Annotated in this window: 16 protein-coding genes; 8 read left to right on the top strand and 8 right to left on the bottom strand. The window is 64.6% G+C overall.

Going from position 1 to position 19,019, the window contains the following annotated elements; translation table 11 throughout:
* The first annotated feature begins 26 nt into the window (after nucleotides 1–26).
* Nucleotides 27–368, top strand: a complete 342-nt coding sequence (locus ACIPG5_RS10995) for a zinc ribbon domain-containing protein YjdM (protein WP_008092017.1) — start codon at nucleotides 27–29, stop codon at nucleotides 366–368.
* Between the two features lie 82 nt (nucleotides 369–450).
* Nucleotides 451–696 carry a hypothetical protein gene (locus ACIPG5_RS10990; RefSeq protein ID WP_176512201.1) on the top strand — a complete coding sequence of 82 codons (246 nt, stop codon included), beginning with the start codon at nucleotides 451–453 and terminating at the stop codon, nucleotides 694–696.
* 109 nt (nucleotides 697–805) lie between these two features.
* On the opposite strand, the gene ACIPG5_RS10985 is transcribed toward ACIPG5_RS10990, so the two are convergent.
* From ACIPG5_RS10985 to ACIPG5_RS10965, 5 genes are all read right to left on the bottom strand, one after another.
* The gene (locus tag ACIPG5_RS10985; protein WP_176512202.1) at nucleotides 806–1,423 is read right to left on the bottom strand and encodes an FKBP-type peptidyl-prolyl cis-trans isomerase; all 618 of its coding nucleotides are present in this window, start codon (nucleotides 1,421–1,423) and stop codon (nucleotides 806–808) included.
* Nucleotides 1,424–1,508: 85 nt separating this feature from the next.
* Nucleotides 1,509–1,814: a DUF6482 family protein gene (locus ACIPG5_RS10980; RefSeq protein ID WP_176512203.1), complete on the bottom strand. Its 306-nt coding sequence runs from the start codon at nucleotides 1,812–1,814 to the stop codon at nucleotides 1,509–1,511.
* 170 nt (nucleotides 1,815–1,984) lie between these two features.
* Nucleotides 1,985–2,473 carry a TIGR00645 family protein gene (locus tag ACIPG5_RS10975; protein WP_170028202.1) on the bottom strand — a complete coding sequence of 163 codons (489 nt, stop codon included), beginning with the start codon at nucleotides 2,471–2,473 and terminating at the stop codon, nucleotides 1,985–1,987.
* A gap of 88 nt (nucleotides 2,474–2,561) precedes the next feature.
* Nucleotides 2,562–2,900 (bottom strand): hypothetical protein, encoded by a 339-nt coding sequence (locus tag ACIPG5_RS10970; RefSeq protein ID WP_008092007.1) that lies wholly within the window; start codon nucleotides 2,898–2,900, stop codon nucleotides 2,562–2,564.
* Nucleotides 2,901–3,063: 163 nt separating this feature from the next.
* Nucleotides 3,064–5,502 carry a Lon protease family protein gene (locus ACIPG5_RS10965; protein ID WP_176512204.1) on the bottom strand — a complete coding sequence of 813 codons (2,439 nt, stop codon included), beginning with the start codon at nucleotides 5,500–5,502 and terminating at the stop codon, nucleotides 3,064–3,066.
* A gap of 254 nt (nucleotides 5,503–5,756) precedes the next feature.
* On the opposite strand from ACIPG5_RS10965, the gene ACIPG5_RS10960 reads away from it, so the two are divergent.
* From ACIPG5_RS10960 to ACIPG5_RS10945, 4 genes are all read left to right on the top strand, one after another.
* Nucleotides 5,757–6,245: a DUF3015 domain-containing protein gene (locus tag ACIPG5_RS10960; protein ID WP_176512205.1), complete on the top strand. Its 489-nt coding sequence runs from the start codon at nucleotides 5,757–5,759 to the stop codon at nucleotides 6,243–6,245.
* Between the two features lie 71 nt (nucleotides 6,246–6,316).
* Nucleotides 6,317–8,170 (top strand): DUF4105 domain-containing protein, encoded by a 1,854-nt coding sequence (locus ACIPG5_RS10955; protein ID WP_401374919.1) that lies wholly within the window; start codon nucleotides 6,317–6,319, stop codon nucleotides 8,168–8,170.
* A 206-nt stretch (nucleotides 8,171–8,376) separates the two neighbouring features.
* On the top strand, nucleotides 8,377–8,733 hold the full coding sequence (locus ACIPG5_RS10950) for a hypothetical protein (RefSeq protein WP_401374916.1): 357 nt from the start codon (nucleotides 8,377–8,379) through the stop codon (nucleotides 8,731–8,733).
* 68 nt (nucleotides 8,734–8,801) lie between these two features.
* Entirely contained in the window at nucleotides 8,802–9,299 is a 498-nt protein-coding gene (locus ACIPG5_RS10945) for a GreA/GreB family elongation factor (RefSeq protein WP_401374913.1), read from the top strand.
* Here ACIPG5_RS10945 and gdhA read toward each other — a convergent pair.
* The 3 genes from gdhA to ACIPG5_RS10930 form a co-directional block, all read right to left on the bottom strand.
* On the bottom strand, nucleotides 9,296–10,636 hold the full coding sequence (gene gdhA, locus ACIPG5_RS10940) for an NADP-specific glutamate dehydrogenase (protein ID WP_176512209.1): 1,341 nt from the start codon (nucleotides 10,634–10,636) through the stop codon (nucleotides 9,296–9,298). The two genes, ACIPG5_RS10945 and gdhA, sit on opposite strands and share 4 nt — an antisense overlap.
* Before the next feature lie 325 nt (nucleotides 10,637–10,961).
* On the bottom strand, nucleotides 10,962–12,629 hold the full coding sequence (gene ettA / locus ACIPG5_RS10935; protein ID WP_236236449.1) for an energy-dependent translational throttle protein EttA: 1,668 nt from the start codon (nucleotides 12,627–12,629) through the stop codon (nucleotides 10,962–10,964).
* Nucleotides 12,630–12,927: 298 nt separating this feature from the next.
* On the bottom strand, nucleotides 12,928–13,323 hold the full coding sequence (locus ACIPG5_RS10930; protein ID WP_401374909.1) for a hypothetical protein: 396 nt from the start codon (nucleotides 13,321–13,323) through the stop codon (nucleotides 12,928–12,930).
* A 260-nt stretch (nucleotides 13,324–13,583) separates the two neighbouring features.
* On the opposite strand from ACIPG5_RS10930, the gene ACIPG5_RS10925 reads away from it, so the two are divergent.
* On the top strand, nucleotides 13,584–17,414 hold the full coding sequence (locus ACIPG5_RS10925) for an EAL domain-containing protein (protein WP_176513902.1): 3,831 nt from the start codon (nucleotides 13,584–13,586) through the stop codon (nucleotides 17,412–17,414).
* Between the two features lie 255 nt (nucleotides 17,415–17,669).
* Entirely contained in the window at nucleotides 17,670–18,923 is a 1,254-nt protein-coding gene (glyA, locus tag ACIPG5_RS10920) for a serine hydroxymethyltransferase (protein WP_176513900.1), read from the top strand.
* The last annotated feature ends 96 nt before the right edge of the window (nucleotides 18,924–19,019 follow it).

Below are 19,019 nucleotides of genomic sequence, written 5' to 3'. Positions count from 1 at the left end.
ACCGCCTGTCTGTTTAAGGAACTGAAGTGAGCACTCTGCCAGCCTGTCCGAAATGCAATTCCGAATACACCTATGAGGATGGCACTCAGCTGATCTGCCCCGAATGCGCCCACGAGTGGTCGGCCAACGGCGAAGCCGAAGCGGCCAGCGACGATGTGGTGAAGAAGGACTCGGTCGGTAACGTGCTGCAGGACGGCGACACCGTCACCGTGATCAAGGACCTCAAGGTCAAGGGCTCGTCCCTGGTGGTCAAGGTCGGCACCAAGGTCAAGAACATCCGCCTGTGCGACGGCGACCACGACATCGACTGCAAGATCGACGGCATCGGCGCCATGAAGCTGAAGTCGGAATTCGTGCGCAAGGTCTGATTGCACAAATCCGCCAATTGGCACTTGCTATTCTGATAATAAGAATTATTCTCATTGGAACCGCTATCCAAGGAGAATAGCCATGACTTATCTGATAGACGCCTGGCTGGACCGCCCCCACCCCTACCTGCGCATTCTTCACCGGGAAACCGGTGAGGTGTGCGCCGTGCTCGAAGAAGAAGCGCTGGATGAATTGCGCGACCAGGGTGACCTGGACCTCGACGGGCTGAACTCGAGCGAGCCGGTGGTGCTCAAGGAGCTGGTGCGAAACCTGTTTCTGTTCTGCTATGCACGAGCGTTGCGCCCTGGGGGGACGGACTGGAATTGAGGCCGGCAGGGCCGGCCTCATCGCCGGCAAGCCGGCTCCCACAGGCACATCAACTACCTGTGGGAGCGGGCTTGCCCCGCGAAGGGGCCGCAACGCGGCCCCAGGGGCATTACAGAACGTCGAGCAGCTCGACGTCGAACACCAGCACGCTGTGCGGCGGGATGCTGCCAACGCCTTGGGCGCCATAGGCCAGCTCGCTCGGCACGTACAGGCGCCATTTGCTGCCAGCGTTCATCAGCTGCAGGGCTTCGGTCCAGCCAGCGATCACGCCGCCAACCGGGAATTCGGCAGGCTGGCCACGATCGTAGGAGCTGTCGAACACGGTGCCGTCGATCAGGGTGCCGTGGTAGTGGGTGCGAACGTTGCTCTCGCGGGTCGGCTTGGCGCCTTCACCGGCGGTCAGCACTTCGAACTGCAGGCCCGAAGCCAGGGTGGTGATGCCATCGCGCTTGGCGTTCTCGACCAAAAATTCCTTGCCGGCAGCAGCGGCGGCTTCGGCCTTGGCGGCAGCTTCGGCTTGCATCAGTTCACGGATGACTTTGAAGCTGGCCGACAGGTCGGCTTCGCTGACGCGGCTGTCGGCGCCGTTGAAGGCGTCGGTCAGGCCAGCCAGGATGGCGTCCAGGCTGACGCCCGGTGGCGGGTTGTCGCGCAGTTGGCCGCCCAACTGACGGCCGATGCCGTAGCTGACGCGCGTTTCGTCGGTGGACAGGTTGAGTTCGGACATGGTCGTGCTCCACTGCAGGGCGCAGTGCAGCCGCGCCCTTGATGAAAAGGGCGAGCAGCCTAGCACACTGGGCCGCTGCGAGCAGCTACCAGGCAGAACGCTGGGAAATCGGCACCTTGAGGTCTTCTTCCGGGTGGCTGCCCATGCCGCACATTTCATCCTGCACGGACCAGTGCACCAGGTTCATGGAGACCATGGGGATGGTCTGCAGCACCTTGCGCGCATCCTCCACCGAACGCACCCGCAGGCGCTTGCCGCGGGTATCGGCCAGGGGGTGGGCATGGCCCTTGACCCGGGCCTCGATCAGGTAGTCGCCGCCTTCGATGGCAATCAGGTTGACTTCGTCGACATGGCCGGCCCTGGCCTCGGTATTGAGCTGATGCAGGTTCATGGGAGCACCTCGCTGGTGGGAACCACGCATGAGTGCTCATTTTTTGTACGGGGGCGGGGAATACACAAGGCATAACTGACGCCGCTCGTCAGTTGGACCGCGCTGGCCCCATCGCCGGCAAGCCGGCTCCCACACAGGTTTGGGGGGTATCTCTGTGGGAGCCATGGGGCTCAGTGCTTGGTGAGCTTGTCCAGGTAGCCCATGCAGAAGGCCGAGACCACGAAGGTCATGTGGATGATCACGTACCACATCAGGTAATCGGTGGAGATGTTCTGCGCATCCATGAACACCCGCAGCAGGTGAATGGACGAAATCGCCACGATCGAGGCGGCCACCTTCATCTTCAGCGACGAGGAGTCCATCTTGCCCAGCCAGTTGAGCTTCTCCTTGCTTTCGTCGATGTCCAGCTGCGACACGAAGTTCTCGTAGCCGGAGATCATCACCATCACCAGCAGGCCGCCCACCAGCGACATGTCGATCAGCGACAGGATCACCAGGATCAGGTCGGCTTCGCTCAGGGCAAAGACGTTGGGCAGGACGTGGATCACTTCCTGGAAGAATTTCAGCGCCAGGGCCAGCAGGCCGAGGGACAAACCGAAGTAGATGGGGGCGAGCAGCCAGCGCGAGGCATACATCGCGTTTTCGAGAATACGTTCCATGGAGGGTTTGGGACTCGTCAGGTGACTGGAAAAGCGAGCGCGAGTATAGCCAGCCACCTGTGACAGCAAAAGCCCACACCCCAGCCACTCAGGATTCAGGATGGAACTGGTAATCCCCAAGGTTGCGACAGCGCTCGCCATTGATGCGCCGTAGCTGGGCCTGCAGGTGCAAGGTCCAGATCTGCGGCCCCTCGGTCACCTGGTACCCATGCAGGGTCAGGCTGTCGACGATGGCATTGAGCACCGACTCGGCCACCAGCGGCCCATGGAAAGGCCCCTGCGCCTTGATTGCCGAGGGTTGCTCGCCAGACATGCCGGCGGCGAACAGCAAGGTCCACATGCCGTTGTCCCCGGCCAGCGGGCGGATGCTGCATTCGATGCGAGTCACCAGGCCCAGGCACTGGCGAGTAAGGCTGAGGTTGCGCATGGCCGCGTCCCCTCCAATGAGCCCTGTTCAGCCTGAAACCCCCAGGCTGTTTCCATCCTGAACGCTGATGCCGTCCTTAAGTTCCAGCATAGAAGAACGGCACAGAAAGATGGAAAACCGGCGCTGAACGGTAGCACATGGCCGCCAGCGCCGATTTATTGACTCAGGCAGGTTTCGCCTGGGCAATCACCTCTTCCAGGCGTTCCTTTTCCGCCTTCTCGATCTCTTCCTCGCTGATCATCTCGGCGATCTCGCGCAAGCGCTCGACCACCCGGGCGTTGACGCTGCCTTCGGTGAACTGGCCCTTGTCGTCCAGCTCGCCGGCGTCCTCGCCCACCAGCAGGCTCAGTGCCTCGTCGGCCTGGCTGACCGCGTAGACATGGAACTGGCCATTCTCCACCGCCTGCAACACGCGCTCATCGAGCATCAGGGTGGCGACGTTGGCGCGCGGGATGATCACCCCCTGCTCGCCCGTCAGGCCACGGGCCTCGCAGAGGCGGAAGAAGCCCTCGATCTTCTCGTTGACCCCACCCACCGCCTGCACTTCACCGAACTGGTTGATCGAGCCGGTGATGGCGAAGCACTGCTTGAGCGGCGTGCGCGACAGCGCCGAGATCAGCGTGCAGGCCTCACCCAGGGATGCGCTGTCGCCGTCCACGTAGCCGTAGGACTGCTCCAGGGCGATGCTGGCGGAAATCGCCAGGGGGAATTCCTGGGCATAGCGGCTGCCCAGGTAACCGGTGAGGATCATCACCCCCTTGGAGTGGATCGGCTGGCCCAGGTTGACCTCGCGCTCGATGTCGACGATGCCGCTGCCGCCCGGGTAGACGGTGGCGGAAATCCGCGCCGGCATGCCGAACGCCGAGTCGCCTACTTCCAGCACGGTAAGGCCATTGCACTTGCCGATCGCCGCGCCTTCGCTGTCGATCAGGATGATGCCGGCGAGCATGTCGTCGAGCACCCGCTGCGAAACGCGGCCGGTGCGCGTGGCCTTGGCCTTGAGCGCGCGCTCGATGTGGCCGGCGTCGGTCATCTCGTCGCTGGCCAGGTGGCGAATGAAATCGGCCTCGCTGACCAGCTGGAACAGGTCGCCGATGCGCGCCGACAGGCGCGACTGGTTTTCTGCCAGGCGCGCACTGTAGGTGGCCAGGCGCGCCACCGCATCGCTGGTCAGCGGCGCCATGCCCTCCTCGTTGGTGCGGGTACGCAGCAACTGGGCGAACTGCTCCAGGTTCTCGTCGACCATGGGCATGTCTTCGTCGAAGTCCACCAGCACCCGGAACATCTCCTGGAAGTCCGAGTCGTGGTCCTGCAGCGCGTAGTACAGCTGGCGCGAGCCGATGATCACCAGCTTGACGTTGAGCGGGATCATCTGCGGCGTCAGGCTGACCGTGGCGACCCGGCCCAGCTCGCCCAGCGGCGACTCCATCTTCAGCTTGCGCGACTGCAGGGCGCGCTTGAGCGCATCCCAGACGAACGGCTCGCCGAGCATCTTCTCCGCTTCAAGGATCAGGAAGCCGCCATTGGCGCGGTGCAGCGCACCCGGGCGCAGCTGGCGGTAGGAGGTGTACAGCGCGCCCTGGTCGGTGCTGTATTCGATGCGGCCGAACAGGTTGTCGTAGGTGGGGTGCGGCTCGAATACCACCGGCGCACCGCCGTCGGCATAGTGGCCCACCACCAGGCTCGGGGCGTACTGCTCTTCGAGCAGCTTGCGCGCCACGGCGTCGGTCTTGCTGTCGTCGACCAGTTGCTCGACCACGGTGCGCAGCAGGTTCAACTGTACCGACTGCAGGTAGGCACACACGGCCGCGTTCTCGGCGTACTTTTCCGACAACGGCGCCAGCAGCGGCTGCAGGGCCAGGGTGATGGTTTCTTCGTTGAGCTGGCGCAGCTGGTTGTTCGACTCGCGCTTCCACTGCGGCAGGCTGGCCAGTTCTTCGTTCAGGCGCTCCTCGAGCAGGGCGATGTCTTCATGGAACTGCTCGCGCACCGCTTCCGGCAGCTGGGCGAATTCGGCTTCGTCCAGCGCCTTGCCGTCGGCCATCGGGGTGAAGGCGACGTTGCTGGCGTCGCGGTACAGGGCCACGTCCTTTTCCAGCGACGCGCGCTCGATCACATCCAGGGCGCGGTCGTAACGCTGGTTGAAGGCGCGGTCGATGGCGCCCTTCTTCTGCTGGTACGACGGGTGCTCGAACACCGCCGGGAAGGTGGCCAGCAGGTTGTCGATCAGCCCGCCCATGTCGCTGATGAACTCCGCGGCGCTGCCCGAAGGCAACTCCAGGGCCCGCGGCTCGCGGGTGTCGTCGAAGTGGTTGACGTAGACCCAGTCGGCCGGGGTCTGCTGGCGCTTGCCCTCGGCCTTGAGGTAGCGCTTGACGAACGAGAAGCGGCCGGTGCCGGGCTCGCCCATCACGTACACGTTGTAGCCAGGGCGTGGCATGGCCACGCCGAACTGCAGGGCCTCGACAGCACGCTCCTGGCCCAGGACACCACGAAACGGCTCCAGATCGTCGGTATGGGTAAAGGCAAACTGCTCGGGGGAGAAACGCCGGGTCAGGGCTTCAGGCGCAAGACGCAGGCGCGCAGCGACAGGATCGGGCATTGGGTTTCCTTACTTCGGCGGGGCAGATACGCAGCATTCTGGCGCCGCCCGCGCGCGCCTTGCAAGGCTCGGCCGGACTTTATGTCGCAGGCGCGCTGGCGTAGTTCAGAAGCAAATTTTTCGCAATGAATGACGCAACCTTTAGATCGTGCCTAAACTCCAAGCTGCGCGGGTGGGTGAAACGCTTTCCCGACTTGGCAACCGAGTTGCCAGAAACCCTGACCCTTGGTTAAGACAAATAGAGAACAAATGCTATGAAACGGATTCTTCTGGGTACTCTGTTCACCGTGGTCTCCCTCAACGCCATGGCCGAAGCGCCAGGTGGCCCGAATTGCGGCTGGGGCAACATGCTGTTCGAAGGCCAGCGCGGCACTCCGGCTCACTTCCTCGCTTCCACCACCAACGGCACCTCCGGCAACGCCACCTTCGGCATGACCTCCGGCACCAACGGCTGCTCCACCAAGGCCTCGCTGACCTATGGCGGCAAGTCCTGGTTCGCCATGAACGGCATGATGAACGAGCTGTCCGAAGACATGGCCATGGGCCAGGGCGAAGCCCTGACCACCTATGCCGTGGTCCTCGGCGTGGCACCGGAAGACCGCGGCTACTTCGCTTCGGTCGCCCATCAGCACTTCAACCAGATCTTCAGCAGCGCCGACGTGACTGCCGAGACTGTGCACAGCAACACCCTGGCCGTTCTGAAGAGCGACCCACGCCTGGCCAAGTACGCTACCGAGGCCTAAGCGCAGCTACTCCCGCCCCACCCCGGGGCGGGTTTCGCCTTTTCGGCATCGTTTAGAAGTAGTTGCCCGATATGCTCAAACGCTTCGCTTACCTGGCGCTGTGTGTCTGCGCCCACGTCCAGGCTGCACCGGTGCTGGACGACGCCCGCGTGCAACAACTGGCCAACACCCCCTACTGGATCGCCCTGGGCCACTACGAAACCGCCAAGCTCGGCGGCTGGCGCAGCTATGTGGACGATCACGCCTACTTCCTCGCCGAAGATGGCGCGCACCACCCGGACCAGGAACTGCGCGCCACGGTACAGGCGCTGTACGCCCCGGCCGAGCTGGGCGACAAGCACGCCCAGTGCGTGTTCCCCGCGCGCACCCGCTGGCTGCGCGAGCAGCTTGGCCTGCAAGACCTGCCGCAACCGGACTGCCAGGAATTCAAGACCTGGTACAAGTCGATCGACCCGCACAGCGCCGCGTTGATCTTCCCGGCCGCCTACCTGAACAGCCCCTCCTCGATGTTCGGCCACACCCTGCTGCGCATCGACCAGTCCAACACCCGCAGCGACGACACCACGCTGCTGAGCTATGCCATCAACTTCGGCGCCTACATCGAAGGCAGCGACAACAGCATCCTGTATGCCTGGAAGGGCCTGATGGGCGGCTATCCCGGCCTGTTCGCGCTGATGCCCTACCAGGAAAAACTCTCCGAATACCGCAGCCTGGAAAACCGCGACCTGTGGGAATACCAGCTGGACCTGACGCCGGAAGAAACCGGGCGCATGGTCGAACACGTGTGGGAACTCAAGCAGATCCAGTTCGACTATTTCTTCTTCGACGAGAACTGCTCCTACCGGCTGCTGGAACTGCTGCAGGTGGCCCGGCCGAGCCTGGACCTGACCTCGCAGTTTCCGCTCACCGCCATCCCCACCGACACGGTGAAAGCCGTCAAGCAGTCGGGGCTGGTGGCCAGCGAAACCTACCGCCCTTCGCGCGAACGCGAACTGCTGGCCCGCGCCGAGCCGCTGGACGCTGACGAAAAACGCCAGGTGCTGGCCGTAAGCGCCGACACCGCGCAACTGCAAAGCCCTGCCTTCACCGCCCTGCCCCGCGAGCGCCAGGCGCTGGTGCAGGATGCCGCGTACCGCCTGGAGCGTTACCGGGCCAACGGCCAGGAGCGCGACCCTGGCCAGGCCACCCGCAGCTTCGAGCTGCTGCGGGCGATCAACCGCAACCCGCCGCCGCCGCTGCAGATCGAACGCCCTGGCCTGCCGGAAGACGGCCACGACTCGCGCACCTGGCAACTGGGCGTCGGCACCCGCGAAGACCGCGCCTACGCCGAGTACGGCCTGCGCATGGCCTACCACGACCTCAACGACAACGCCTACGGCTTCCCGCTGGGCGCGCAGATCGAGATCCTCCAGCTCAAGCTGCGCCAGTACGAAGGCAACGACTGGCAGGTGCAGCGCCTGGACCTGGCCACCATCCGCTCGCTGACGCCACGCAACGAGCTGCTCAAGCCCTGGTCGTGGCAAGTGGCCGGCGGCCTGGAGCGGGTGCCGGGCAAGCATGACGACGAGGTGCTGGTGAGCCATGTGAACGGTGGCGCCGGCGGCACCTGGCAGTTGGCCGATGGCTTGCTGGGCTTTGCCCTGGGCACCGTGCGGGTCGAGCACCACAACGACTTCGCCCAGTTCATCGCCCCGGCGGCGGGGTTCAATGGCGGGCTGCTGTGGCGCAACGGGCTGGGCAACCTGACGCTGGAGGCCAAGGGCGACTACTTCACCAATGGCGAGGTGCGGCGTAGCGTGAGCTTGAACCAGCAGTGGGAGATCAGCCAGAACCTGGGGTTGAGGCTCAGTGCTGCGCGGGAGTTCAGCCATCTGGCCACAGCGCAGAACGAGGTGATGCTGGAGCTCAAGTGGTATCACTATTGAGGGTGACTGTACTGGCCCTATCGCCGGCAAGCCGGCTCCCACAATGAATCTCACAGCCCTGAGACCTGTGTGGGAGCCGGCTTGCCGGCGATAGGGCCAGCACAAGCAACAATGTGAACCAACCGACGCTTTTGACACCGTTTTGACAGCTCCACGACAAATGCCCACCTAGACTTTCGCGTATCACTCAGAGGGTCTGGAAGGTCATGTCGCGGTACTGGTTCGGCGTATGCATCGCCTTGTTACTGTCAGGTTGCGAAACCACCCACGAGCAGATGCTCAGCCAAGGTTACCCCCCCTCCTACGCCGACGGCTTCCAGGATGGCTGCAGCAGTGGCCGCGAGGCCGCCGGGGTCATGGCCGGCGACTTTCGCAAGGATGTCCCGCGCTACCTGCACAACCGCCAGTACGAAACCGGCTGGGACGATGGCTTTCGCCAGTGCAACGCCATGAAGAACAGCGAGGACGAACGCCAGTACCGAGACCGCTACTGGGACGAACGCGACCGCGAGTGGCAGCAGGAAAAGGACCGCGACGCCGCACGTGCCTACCGCCACCAGTAGGTCGCAAACGGACATCCGTTGAAACCCGCAGCCTGTCACCATGGTCTCCAGCACAAGGAGGCCCACCCATGAGCCGAGCATTCGTCAACGAAGACCAGGCCGCCGCCCAGGCCGACCAACCGGTGGAGCGGCGTGTCAGCGACCAGCCCAACTACCTCACCGCCAGTGGCCTGCGCCAGCTGCAACAGCGCGTGGCCGAGCTCAATGCCCTGCGCAACCAATTGCAGGGCCAGGGTGAAGGTGCAGACAAGCAGCGCCTGGCCGACACCGAGCGCGACCTGCGCTATTTCAGCGCCCGGGTGCAAAGCGCGCAGGTGGTGCCCGCCGCTACCTCGCTGAGCAAGGTGCAGATCGGCAGCCGGGTGAGCTTTGTCGATGAACAGGGCCAGGCGCATGAGGTGCGGCTGGTGGGAGAAGATGAGGCCGATGCCGGCCGCGGGCTGATCAACTGGGGCTCACCGCTGGGGCGGGCGCTGCTGGGCGCCGGCCCCGGCGATGAAGTGGTGTGGCGACGACCTGCGGGTGATCAATCGATCGAGGTCGTCGCCATCGCGCCTGATGCTTAAACCACGCCCTGGGCCAGCATGGCGTCGGCGACCTTGACGAAGCCGGCGATGTTGGCGCCCTTCACGTAGTTGATCTTGCCATCGGCCTCTTCGCCGTAATGCACGCAGGCATGGTGAATCGACTGCATGATGTTGTGCAGCTTGCTGTCCACTTCACCTGCGGTCCACAGCAGGCGCATGGCGTTCTGCGACATCTCCAGGCCCGACACGGCCACGCCGCCGGCGTTGGAGGCCTTGCCCGGGGCATACAGGATGCCGGCGTCGATGAAGATATCCACAGCCTCCAGGGTGGTCGGCATGTTGGCGCCTTCGGCCACGCAGATGCAGCCGTTGCGCAGCAGGGTGCGGGCGTCTTCGCTGTCCAGCTCGTTCTGCGTGGCGCATGGCAGGGCGATGTCGCACGGCAGGCTCCACGGGGTCTGGCCCTTGCGGAACTCAAGGCCGAAGCGCTCGGCCAGCTCGCTGATACGGCCGCGCTTGACGTTCTTGAGCTCCATCAGCGCATCCCACTGCTCGTCGGTCAGGCCCGCTTCGGCGTACAGGGTGCCTTCGGAATCCGACAGCGAGATGACCTTGCCGCCCAGGTCCATGACCTTGCGCGCAGCGTACTGGGCCACGTTGCCCGAACCCGAGACCGCCACGCGGCGGCCATCGATGCGCAGGTTCTGGCGCTTGAGCATTTCTTCGGCGAAGTACACGCAGCCGTAGCCGGTGGCCTCGGGGCGGATCAGGCTGCCGCCGTAGGTCATGCCCTTGCCCGTGAGCACCGAGGTGAACTGGTTGGCCAGGCGCTTGTACTGGCCGAACATGAAGCCGATTTCGCGCGCGCCCACCCCGATGTCACCGGCCGGCACGTCGAGGTCGGCGCCGATGTGGCGGTACAGCTCGCTCATGAACGCCTGGCAGAAGCGCATGACTTCGGCGTCGCTCTTGCCCTTGGGGTCGAAGTCCGAGCCGCCCTTGCCGCCGCCCATGGGCAGCGAGGTGAGGGAGTTCTTGAAGACCTGCTCGAAGGCCAGGAACTTCAGCACGCCCAGGTTCACCGACGGGTGGAAGCGCAGGCCGCCCTTGTACGGGCCGATGGCGCTGCTCATCTGGATGCGGTAGCCGCGGTTGACCTGCACCTTGCCCTGGTCATCGACCCACGATACGCGGAACAGCACGGCGCGCTCAGGCTCGACCATGCGTTCGAGAATGCCGGCTTGCAGGTAGTGAGGGTTGGCTTCGAGGAAGGGCCAGAGGCTGCGCAGCACCTCTTCGACGGCCTGGTGGAATTCGGGCTGGGCCGGGTCGCGTTGTTTCAGGCGCGCGAGGAAGTGGTCGACGGATTCGATCATGGTAGACATCTCACCAAGAGGATTGGACTTATTGGTTTTTTTCGCAATGTACCAAGAAGCAATCGCACTGGAATAGGGCGCGATGTCGTTTTTTTGAAAATATTTGGTGCGTTTTATATAAATGTATACAAAACACCAGGCCTTATGTTTGCAGGTCTGGCCTCTTCGCGGGGCAAGCCGCTACCACAGGGAGGGGGGCACAAGCCAAGAATCTTGCGGTTTTTCTGGGGGAGCGGGCTTGCCCCGCGAAGGGGCCACTGCCCTTTTATGCCAGGCACAAAAATGGGGCCCCGAAGGGCCCCATCCTTGTGCAGCAGAAACCGGCTTACTGGGCCAGCTTCTTGTGCCGTACCCGGTGCGGCTGGGCAGCAGCATCGCCCAGGCGCTTCTTGCGGTCGGCTTCGTACTCGGTGTAGTTGCCCTCGAAGAACACCACGTTCGAGTCGTCCTCGTAGGCCAGGATGTGGGTGGCCACACGGTCCAGGAACCAACGGTCGTGGGAAATCACGATCGCGGCGCCCGGGAAGTCCAGCAGGGCTTCTTCCAGCGAACGCAGGGTTTCGACGTCGAGGTCGTTGGACGGTTCGTCGAGCAGCAGGACGTTGCCGCCCTCTTTCAAGGTCAGGGCCAGGTGCAGGCGGCCACGCTCACCACCGGAGAGGTCCTTGACGAACTTCTGCTGGTCGCCGCCCTTGAAGTTGAAGCGGCCGACGTAGGTGCGCGACGGGATCTCGTAGTTGCCGATGCGGATCATATCGGAGCCGTCGGAAATCTGCTGGAACACGGTCTTGGCGCCATCCAGGTCCTCGCGGCTCTGGTCCACGCAGGCCAGCTGCACGGTTTCGCCGATCTCGATGCTGCCCGAGTCCGGTTGCTCCTTGCCCATCAGCATGCGGAACAGGGTCGACTTACCGGCGCCGTTACCACCGATCACGCCGACGATGGCGCCCTTAGGCATGGCGAACGACAGGTTGTCGATCAGCACGCGGTCGCCGTAGCCCTTGCTGACGTTCTTGAACTCGATGACCTTGTCGCCCAGGCGCGGGCCGGCCGGGATGTAGATCTCGTTGGTTTCGCTGCGCTTCTGGAATTCCTGCGACTGCATTTCTTCGAAGCGCTGCAGACGGGCCTTGGATTTGGACTGGCGAGCCTTGGCGCCTTTGCGCACCCACTCCAGTTCCTCTTTCATGGCCTTCTCGTGGGCGCTCTGCTGCTTGGATTCCTGCGCCAGGCGGTCCGACTTGGCTTCCAGCCAGCCCGAGTAGTTGCCTTCATACGGGATACCGGCGCCGCGGTCCAGCTCGAGGATCCAGCCGGCGACGTTGTCGAGGAAGTAACGGTCGTGGGTAATGGCTACCACGGTGCCCGGGAAGTCGTGCAGGAAGCGCTCGAGCCAGGCCACCGAGTCGGCGTCCAGGTGGTTGGTCGGTTCGTCGAGCAGCAGCATGTCGGGGGCCGACAGCAGCAGGCGGCACAGCGCCACACGGCGCTTCTCGCCACCGGACAGGTGCTCGATGCGCGCATCCCAGGCCGGCAGGCGCAGGGCGTCGGCGGCAACGTCCAGCTGGCGCTCCAGGTTGTGGCCGTCGGCGGCCTGCAGGATGGCTTCGAGCTTGGCCTGCTCGGCGGCCAGCTTGTCGAAGTCGGCATCCGGTTCGGCGTAGGCGGCGTAGACCTCGTCAAGGCGCGCCTGGGCGTCCTTGATCACGCTGACCGCTTCCTCGACCACTTCGCGCACGGACTTGTTCGGGTCCAGTTGCGGCTCCTGCGGCAGGTAGCCAACGTTGATGTCGGGCATCGGACGGGCTTCGCCGTCGAATTCCTTGTCGACGCCCGCCATGATCCGCAGCAGGGTCGACTTACCCGCGCCGTTCAGGCCGAGTACGCCGATCTTGGCGCCCGGGAAGAACGACAGGGAAATGTTCTTGAGAATTTCCCGCTTCGGCGGCACGACCTTGCTCAGCCGATGCATGGTGTAGACGTATTGAGCCAAAACCAAGCCCTCTAAATAGATAGATAAAGACATCGACGATCGCCCCGGCAAGTGGCCCGGGCGATGTGTTTACGGGGTGTGATTGAACAAAGGCGACCATTCTACGCCAACCTGCGGCGTTTCACAGGGTGGTCGGATGGTGGGGCGGGTTGGGGCCGCTTCGCGGCCCATTCGCCGGCAAGCCGGCTCCCACAGAAGGCCTGTGGCGAACCTGTGGCTGCCGGCTGCCACAGAAGGCCCTTGGCGAACCCGTGGGAGCCGGCTTGCCGGCGATGAGGCCAGCACAGCCTCACATGAATCAGACGTGACGCTGCTTGGCCTTGCCCCGCGGCAACCGGCAACGGTCACCCTGCTCGGCCAGGCGCGCGGCATAGGCGGCCTTGACGCTGAAGCCGCCGCTGCGGGCAGGCTGTTCAACGGCCTTGGCCGGCTTGGCGGCGGGCACGCTGGCGACCTTGGCCGCAGGTTTGGCCGCGGCCACGACCTCGGCCGGTGCTGCAGCCGCCTTGGCGGTCTTGCGCAGTTCGGCCAGCGACGGCGTCTTGTTTTTCGCGGCAGCTGCCGCTTCAGGCTTGACCAGCGAGCGCTGGCACGACTTGCACGATACGTCCTCGGTCACGGCAGTGCTGACAAGGGTCTGACTGCTGCGCCCACAGGCGGAATCGAGGCCATTGGTGGAAAAGTGAGTAACCAAAAGCGAACATCTCCGAAGCGTTGTCATTGAAGCGGCCGGCATTCTCGCACAGGAAGCAGGGTCTTGCCGAACCCACCGCCGGCACCACGACCGTCGGCAATCGATGACTGGGCTGGCACTTTGCCATAATGCCAGGCATGCTAGCCCGTTTCGGGTGTCCGGCCTTATAGTGCGCCACCACGGTCCCGGCCCCTGTAGGCACCGGCATGCACCGTGCATAACAAAACCTGCCATCGCCAGCCCAATCGCAGGACCAACGCTTGACCAATCTCAATCATCCGTCGTCGCTGTGCCCTGCAACCTCGGCTCCGGTCGCGTCCCTGCGCGGTTCGGTAAAGGGTGCGTTGGCCCTGCTCGCGCTGGTGTTGCTGGGGTTGCTGCTGTGGCAATTGTTCGCCCAGTTCAGCCATACCCAGGACGACCAGCGCCAGCAGAACCTGGAAGCCAGCGCCGAGCTTGCCGACCACCTGACCCTGAACATGGCGCTCAAGGCCCAGCAGGCGCTGAATGTGGTACAGCCCTACGTCAAGGCGCCGACACCGGCGGCCCTGCCGAGCCTGGTCGCGACCCTGCGCGAACGCCTGCCGAGCCTGCGCGAGCTGGCCTGGATCGACCACAGCGGGCAGCTGCGCGGCGACAGCCTGGCCGGCAGCCCCGACCGCCAACTGATTGACGAGCTGCTGACGCTGAACCAGGGCCAGGGCTTCTTCTTCTCCAACTCGCCCGACAACCGCACGATCTACCTGCTGCTGCGCCAAACCAGCGAACAGGACCGCGGCTACTGGCTGCTGCGCCTGTCCAGCGACTACTACCAGGCCCTCACCGTGCACCTGGACGGCCCCAGCCACCCACTGTGGCTGCTGGAAAACAGCCGCAGCGGCGAGGTGCTGCAGCGCCATGGCCCGGTGGCCACCAGCAACGAGCCGCTACAAAGCGTGATGCTGGCCTTCATCGACAACAGCACCTGGCAGCTGCGCGGCCTGTTCGACGCGGGCCTGGCGCGCCAGAAGCTGCTGCCGGCGCTGCTCGGCAAATGCCTGCTGGCGCTGTTCTGCGCGCTGCTGCCGGTACTGGCGCTGATCAACATGCGCCGCCGCCAACGCGCCTTGCAGGAAGACCGCCGGCGCTACCAGGAAATCTTCGAAGGCACAGGCGTGGCCCTGTGCGTGCTCGACCTGTCCAGCCTGCCCGGCCAGCTCGACCGCTACCACCTGCGCAACCTCGCCGCGCTCAAGCAGAGCCTGGCCCTGGACGGCAACCTGCGCCGCACGCTGCTGCAGGAGCTGAAGATCACCGAAATCAACCAGGTGGCGCGCCAGCTGCTCAACGTCGACTGCCACGAAGGCGCCTGGCAGCGGCTGATCGACGGCAGCGGCGATGGCCGCGACAGCGTGGGCATGCAGCTGATCGACGCGCTGATCGAACAGCGCCCCTCGCTGGAGCTGGAAGTGCGCCTGCCAGCCCCGCTGGGCGGCGAACTGCACCTGTGGCTGATGGCGCGCCTGCCGCAGCAGCGCCGCGACTACCAGGCGGTGATCCTGAGCATCAGCGACATCACCAGCCGCAAGCAGGTGGAGCTGTCGCTGCTGGAGCGCGAAAGCTTCTGGTCGGACGTGGTGCGGACCGTGCCCGACCAGCTGTACGTCCAGGACGTGCTCAACCAGCGGATGATCTTCAGCAACCGCCACCTCGGCGAAACCCTGGGCTACAACCGCATCGAGCTGGCGCAGATGGGCGAGCGCTTCTGGGAGCTGCTGCTGCACCCCGAAGACGCCGCCAGCTACCAGGCCATGCGCCAGCAGCAGCGCGACACAGGCCACAGCCAGGCGCTGCACACCCAGCTGCGCTTCCGCCACCGCGACGGCGGCTGGCGCTGCTACGACATCCGCGAACAAGTGCTGACCCGCGACAGCGACGGCCTGGTCACGCGCATCATCGGCGTGGGCAAGGACGTCACCGTGCAGATCGAGGCCAGCCAGTCGCTGCGTGACAGCGAACAGCGCTACCGCATGCTCGCCGAAAGCATCAGCGACGTGATCTTCTCCACCGACAGCAAGCTGCAGCTCAACTACGTCAGCCCCTCGGTGCAGGCCGTGCTGGGCTACCCGGCCGACTGGATCTTCGACAACGGCTGGCAGTCGATCATCGCCAACCCCGCCCAGCTCACCGGCATCTACAGCCTGATGGAACGGGTCAGCCGGGCCATGGGCGACAGCGAAGAGCTGGCGCAGCTGCGCCAGCGCCTGCCGACCCAGCTGTTCCTGTTCGACTGCCTGCGCGCCGATGGCCGCAAGATCCCCATCGAACTGCGCCTGGTGCTGATCTGGGACGACCACGAGCGCTTCGAAGGCGTGCTCGGCGTGGGCCGCGACATCAGCCAGCAGCGCCGCGCGGAAAAAGACCTGCGCATGGCCGCCACGGTTTTCGAGCACTCCACCTCGGCCATCCTCATCACCGACCCGGCCGGCTACATCGTGCAGGCCAACGAAGCGTTCAGCCGGGTCAGCGGCTATGCGGTGAGCGAGGTGCTCGACCAACTGCCCGGCATGCTCACCGTCGACGAACAGCAGGAAGGGCACCTGCGCTACGTGGTCAAGCAACTGCACCAGCGCGGCAGCTGGGAAGGCGAAGTGTGGCTCAAGCGCCGCGACGGCGAGCGCTACCCGGCGTGGGTCGGCATTACCGCGGTGCTGGATGACGAAGGCGACCTGGCCAGCTACGTGTGCTTCTTCACCGACATCAGCGAGCGCAAGGCCAGCGAACAGCGCATCCACCGCCTGGCCTACTACGACGCCCTCACCCACCTGCCCAACCGCACACTGTTCCAGGACCGCCTGCACACCGCCCTGCAACAGGCCGAGCGGCAGAAGGCGTGGGTGGTGCTGATGTTCCTCGACCTCGACCGCTTCAAGCCGATCAACGACTCCCTCGGCCACGCTGCGGGCGACCGCATGCTCAAGGACATGGCCCTGCGCCTGCTGGCCTGCGTCGACGACGACGACACCGTGGCGCGCATGGGCGGCGACGAATTCACCCTGCTGCTGCAGCCGCGCGCCACCCGCGAGATGGCGCTGAACCGCGCCATCCACGTGGCCGAGAACATCCTCGGCAGCCTGGTGCGGCCGTTCGTGCTGGAGAACCGCGAGTTCTTCGTCACCGCCAGCATCGGCATCGCCCTCAGCCCGCAGGACGGCAGCGAGCTGAGCCAGCTGATGAAGAACGCCGACACCGCCATGTACCACGCCAAGGAGCGCGGCAAGAACAACTTCCAGTTCTACCAGGCCGAGATGAACGCCAGCGCCCTGGAGCGCCTGGAGCTGGAAAGCGACCTGCGCCATGCCCTGGAGCAGAACGAGTTCATCCTCTACTACCAGCCGCAGTTCAGCGGCGACGGCAAGCGCCTGACCGGTGCCGAGGCGCTGCTGCGCTGGCGCCACCCGACACGCGGCCTGGTGCCGCCGGGCGACTTCATCCCGGTGATCGAAGAGCTGGGCCTGGTGGTAGACGTCGGCGACTGGGTGCTGCGCGAGGCCAGCCGCCAGCTCAAGGCCTGGCACAAGGCCAAGGTGCGCGTGCCGAAGGTGTCGGTGAACATCTCGGCGCGGCAGTTCTCCGATGGCCAGCTGGGCAACCGCATCGCCACCATCCTCGAGGAAACCGGGCTGCCGCCGGCGTGCCTGGAGCTGGAGCTGACCGAAAGCATCTTGATGCGCGATGTGAACGAGGCGATGCAGATACTCGACAGCCTGAAGGTGCTGGGCCTGAGCATCGCGGTCGATGACTTCGGCACCGGCTATTCATCGCTCAACTACCTCAAGCAGTTCCCCATCGACGTGCTGAAGATCGACCGCACCTTCGTCGACGGCCTGCCCGAAGGCGAGCAGGACGCGCAGATTGCCCGGGCGATCATCGCCATGGCCCACAGCCTGAACCTGGCGGTGATCGCCGAGGGCGTGGAAACCCACGAGCAGCTGGAGTTCCTGCGCGAGCATGGCTGCGACGAGGTGCAGGGCTACCTGTTCGGCCGGCCGATGCCGGCCAACCAGTTCGAGGCGCAGTTCTCCAACGAGACGCTGTTCATGTTCCATTGAGGGAGCCTGCTCCAGCGGAGCAAGAGGGGGCTTTGAGGCGGGCGCGGTCCTTGTGGGAGCCGGCTTGCCGGCGATGGGGGCAAAGCCCCCCAAAACCGGACCTCAGAGTCAACTCCCGCCCCCACGCCAGCCCAGGCGCGGCGCGGGATGCAACATGAAGCCCATTGGTCCGCGACTTGACGCCAGTTCATATGCCAGGCGCGAATCAATCGGTTAGAATGCCCCCCCAATCCCGCCCGATCCTTGAGGACCGTTATGTTCAGCCGTGATTTGACCATTGCCAAGTACGACGCCGAGCTCTTCGAAGCCATGCAGCAAGAAGCTCTGCGCCAGGAAGAGCATATCGAGCTGATCGCTTCGGAAAACTACACCAGCCCCGCCGTCATGGAAGCCCAGGGTTCGGTGCTGACCAACAAGTACGCCGAAGGCTACCCAGGCAAGCGCTACTACGGTGGTTGCGAGTACGTCGACGTGGTCGAGCAACTGGCCATCGACCGCGCCAAGGAGCTGTTCGGCGCCGACTACGCCAACGTCCAGCCGCACGCTGGCTCCCAGGCCAACGCTGCCGTCTACCTGGCCCTGCTGTCGGCCGGTGACACCATCCTGGGCATGAGCCTGGCCCACGGTGGCCACCTGACCCACGGCGCTTCCGTCAGCTCCTCGGGCAAGCTGTACAACGCCATCCAGTACGGCATCGACGCCAACGGCCTGATCGACTACGACGAAGTCGAGCGTCTGGCTGTGGAACACAAGCCGAAGATGATCGTTGCCGGCTTCTCGGCCTACTCGCAGGTGCTGGACTTCCCGCGCTTCCGCGCCATCGCCGACAAGGTAGGCGCCTACCTGTTCGTCGACATGGCCCACGTCGCCGGCCTGGTTGCCGCTGGCGTGTACCCGAACCCGGTGCCGTTCGCCGACGTGGTCACCACCACCACCCACAAGACCCTGCGCGGCCCGCGTGGCGGCCTGATCCTGGCCCGTGCCAACGCCGACATCGAGAAGAAGCTGAACTCCGCTGTCTTCCCAGGCGCCCAGGGCGGCCCGCTGGAGCACGTGATCGCCGCCAAGGCCATCTGCTTCAAGGAAGCCCTGCAGCCTGAGTTCAAGGCTTACCAGCAGCAAGTGGTGAAGAACGCCCAGGCCATGGCCAGCGTGTTCATCGAGCGCGGTTTCGACGTGGTTTCCGGCGGTACCGAGAACCACCTGTTCCTGCTGTCGCTGATCAAGCAGGAAATCTCCGGTAAAGACGCCGACGCCGCCCTGGGCAAGGCCTTCATCACCGTCAACAAGAACTCGGTACCGAACGACCCACGTTCGCCGTTCGTCACCTCGGGCCTGCGTTTCGGCACCCCAGCCGTCACCACCCGTGGTTTCAAGGAAGCCGAGTGCAAGGAACTGGCCGGCTGGATCTGCGACATCCTCGCCGACCTGAACAACGACGCCGTCATCGACGCCGTGCGTGAAAAGGTCAAGGCCATCTGCAAGAAGCTGCCGGTTTACGGCAACTGATCGGCAATCGCCTGATGTGAAAAAGCCCGGCCTAGTGCCGGGCTTTTTCGTACCTGGGCGCGGAAGCCGTTCCGCATGGGCTGCCCCGCCTGGGCC

It is taken from the genome of Pseudomonas sp. NPDC087029, from assembly GCF_044745345.1.
GTDB classification, from domain to species: domain Bacteria; phylum Pseudomonadota; class Gammaproteobacteria; order Pseudomonadales; family Pseudomonadaceae; genus Aquipseudomonas; species Aquipseudomonas faucium.
The sequence above is the reverse complement of the archived record's forward strand: the minus strand, read 5'-3'. Positions and strand labels throughout refer to the sequence as shown.

Coding starts and splice junctions, on each gene's coding strand:
- ACIPG5_RS10955 (WP_401374919.1), top strand. CDS start 6,317: ATGCTCAAACGCTTCGCTTACCTGGCGCTGTGTGTCTGCGCCCACGTC.
- ACIPG5_RS10970 (WP_008092007.1), bottom strand. CDS start 2,900: ATGCGCAACCTCAGCCTTACTCGCCAGTGCCTGGGCCTGGTGACTCGC.
- ACIPG5_RS10945 (WP_401374913.1), top strand. CDS start 8,802: ATGAGCCGAGCATTCGTCAACGAAGACCAGGCCGCCGCCCAGGCCGAC.
- glyA (WP_176513900.1), top strand. CDS start 17,670: ATGTTCAGCCGTGATTTGACCATTGCCAAGTACGACGCCGAGCTCTTC.
- ACIPG5_RS10990 (WP_176512201.1), top strand. CDS start 451: ATGACTTATCTGATAGACGCCTGGCTGGACCGCCCCCACCCCTACCTG.
- ACIPG5_RS10950 (WP_401374916.1), top strand. CDS start 8,377: ATGTCGCGGTACTGGTTCGGCGTATGCATCGCCTTGTTACTGTCAGGT.
- ACIPG5_RS10965 (WP_176512204.1), bottom strand. CDS start 5,502: ATGCCCGATCCTGTCGCTGCGCGCCTGCGTCTTGCGCCTGAAGCCCTG.
- ACIPG5_RS10980 (WP_176512203.1), bottom strand. CDS start 1,814: ATGAACCTGCATCAGCTCAATACCGAGGCCAGGGCCGGCCATGTCGAC.
- ACIPG5_RS10975 (WP_170028202.1), bottom strand. CDS start 2,473: ATGGAACGTATTCTCGAAAACGCGATGTATGCCTCGCGCTGGCTGCTC.
- ACIPG5_RS10960 (WP_176512205.1), top strand. CDS start 5,757: ATGAAACGGATTCTTCTGGGTACTCTGTTCACCGTGGTCTCCCTCAAC.
- gdhA (WP_176512209.1), bottom strand. CDS start 10,636: ATGATCGAATCCGTCGACCACTTCCTCGCGCGCCTGAAACAACGCGAC.
- ACIPG5_RS10985 (WP_176512202.1), bottom strand. CDS start 1,423: ATGTCCGAACTCAACCTGTCCACCGACGAAACGCGCGTCAGCTACGGC.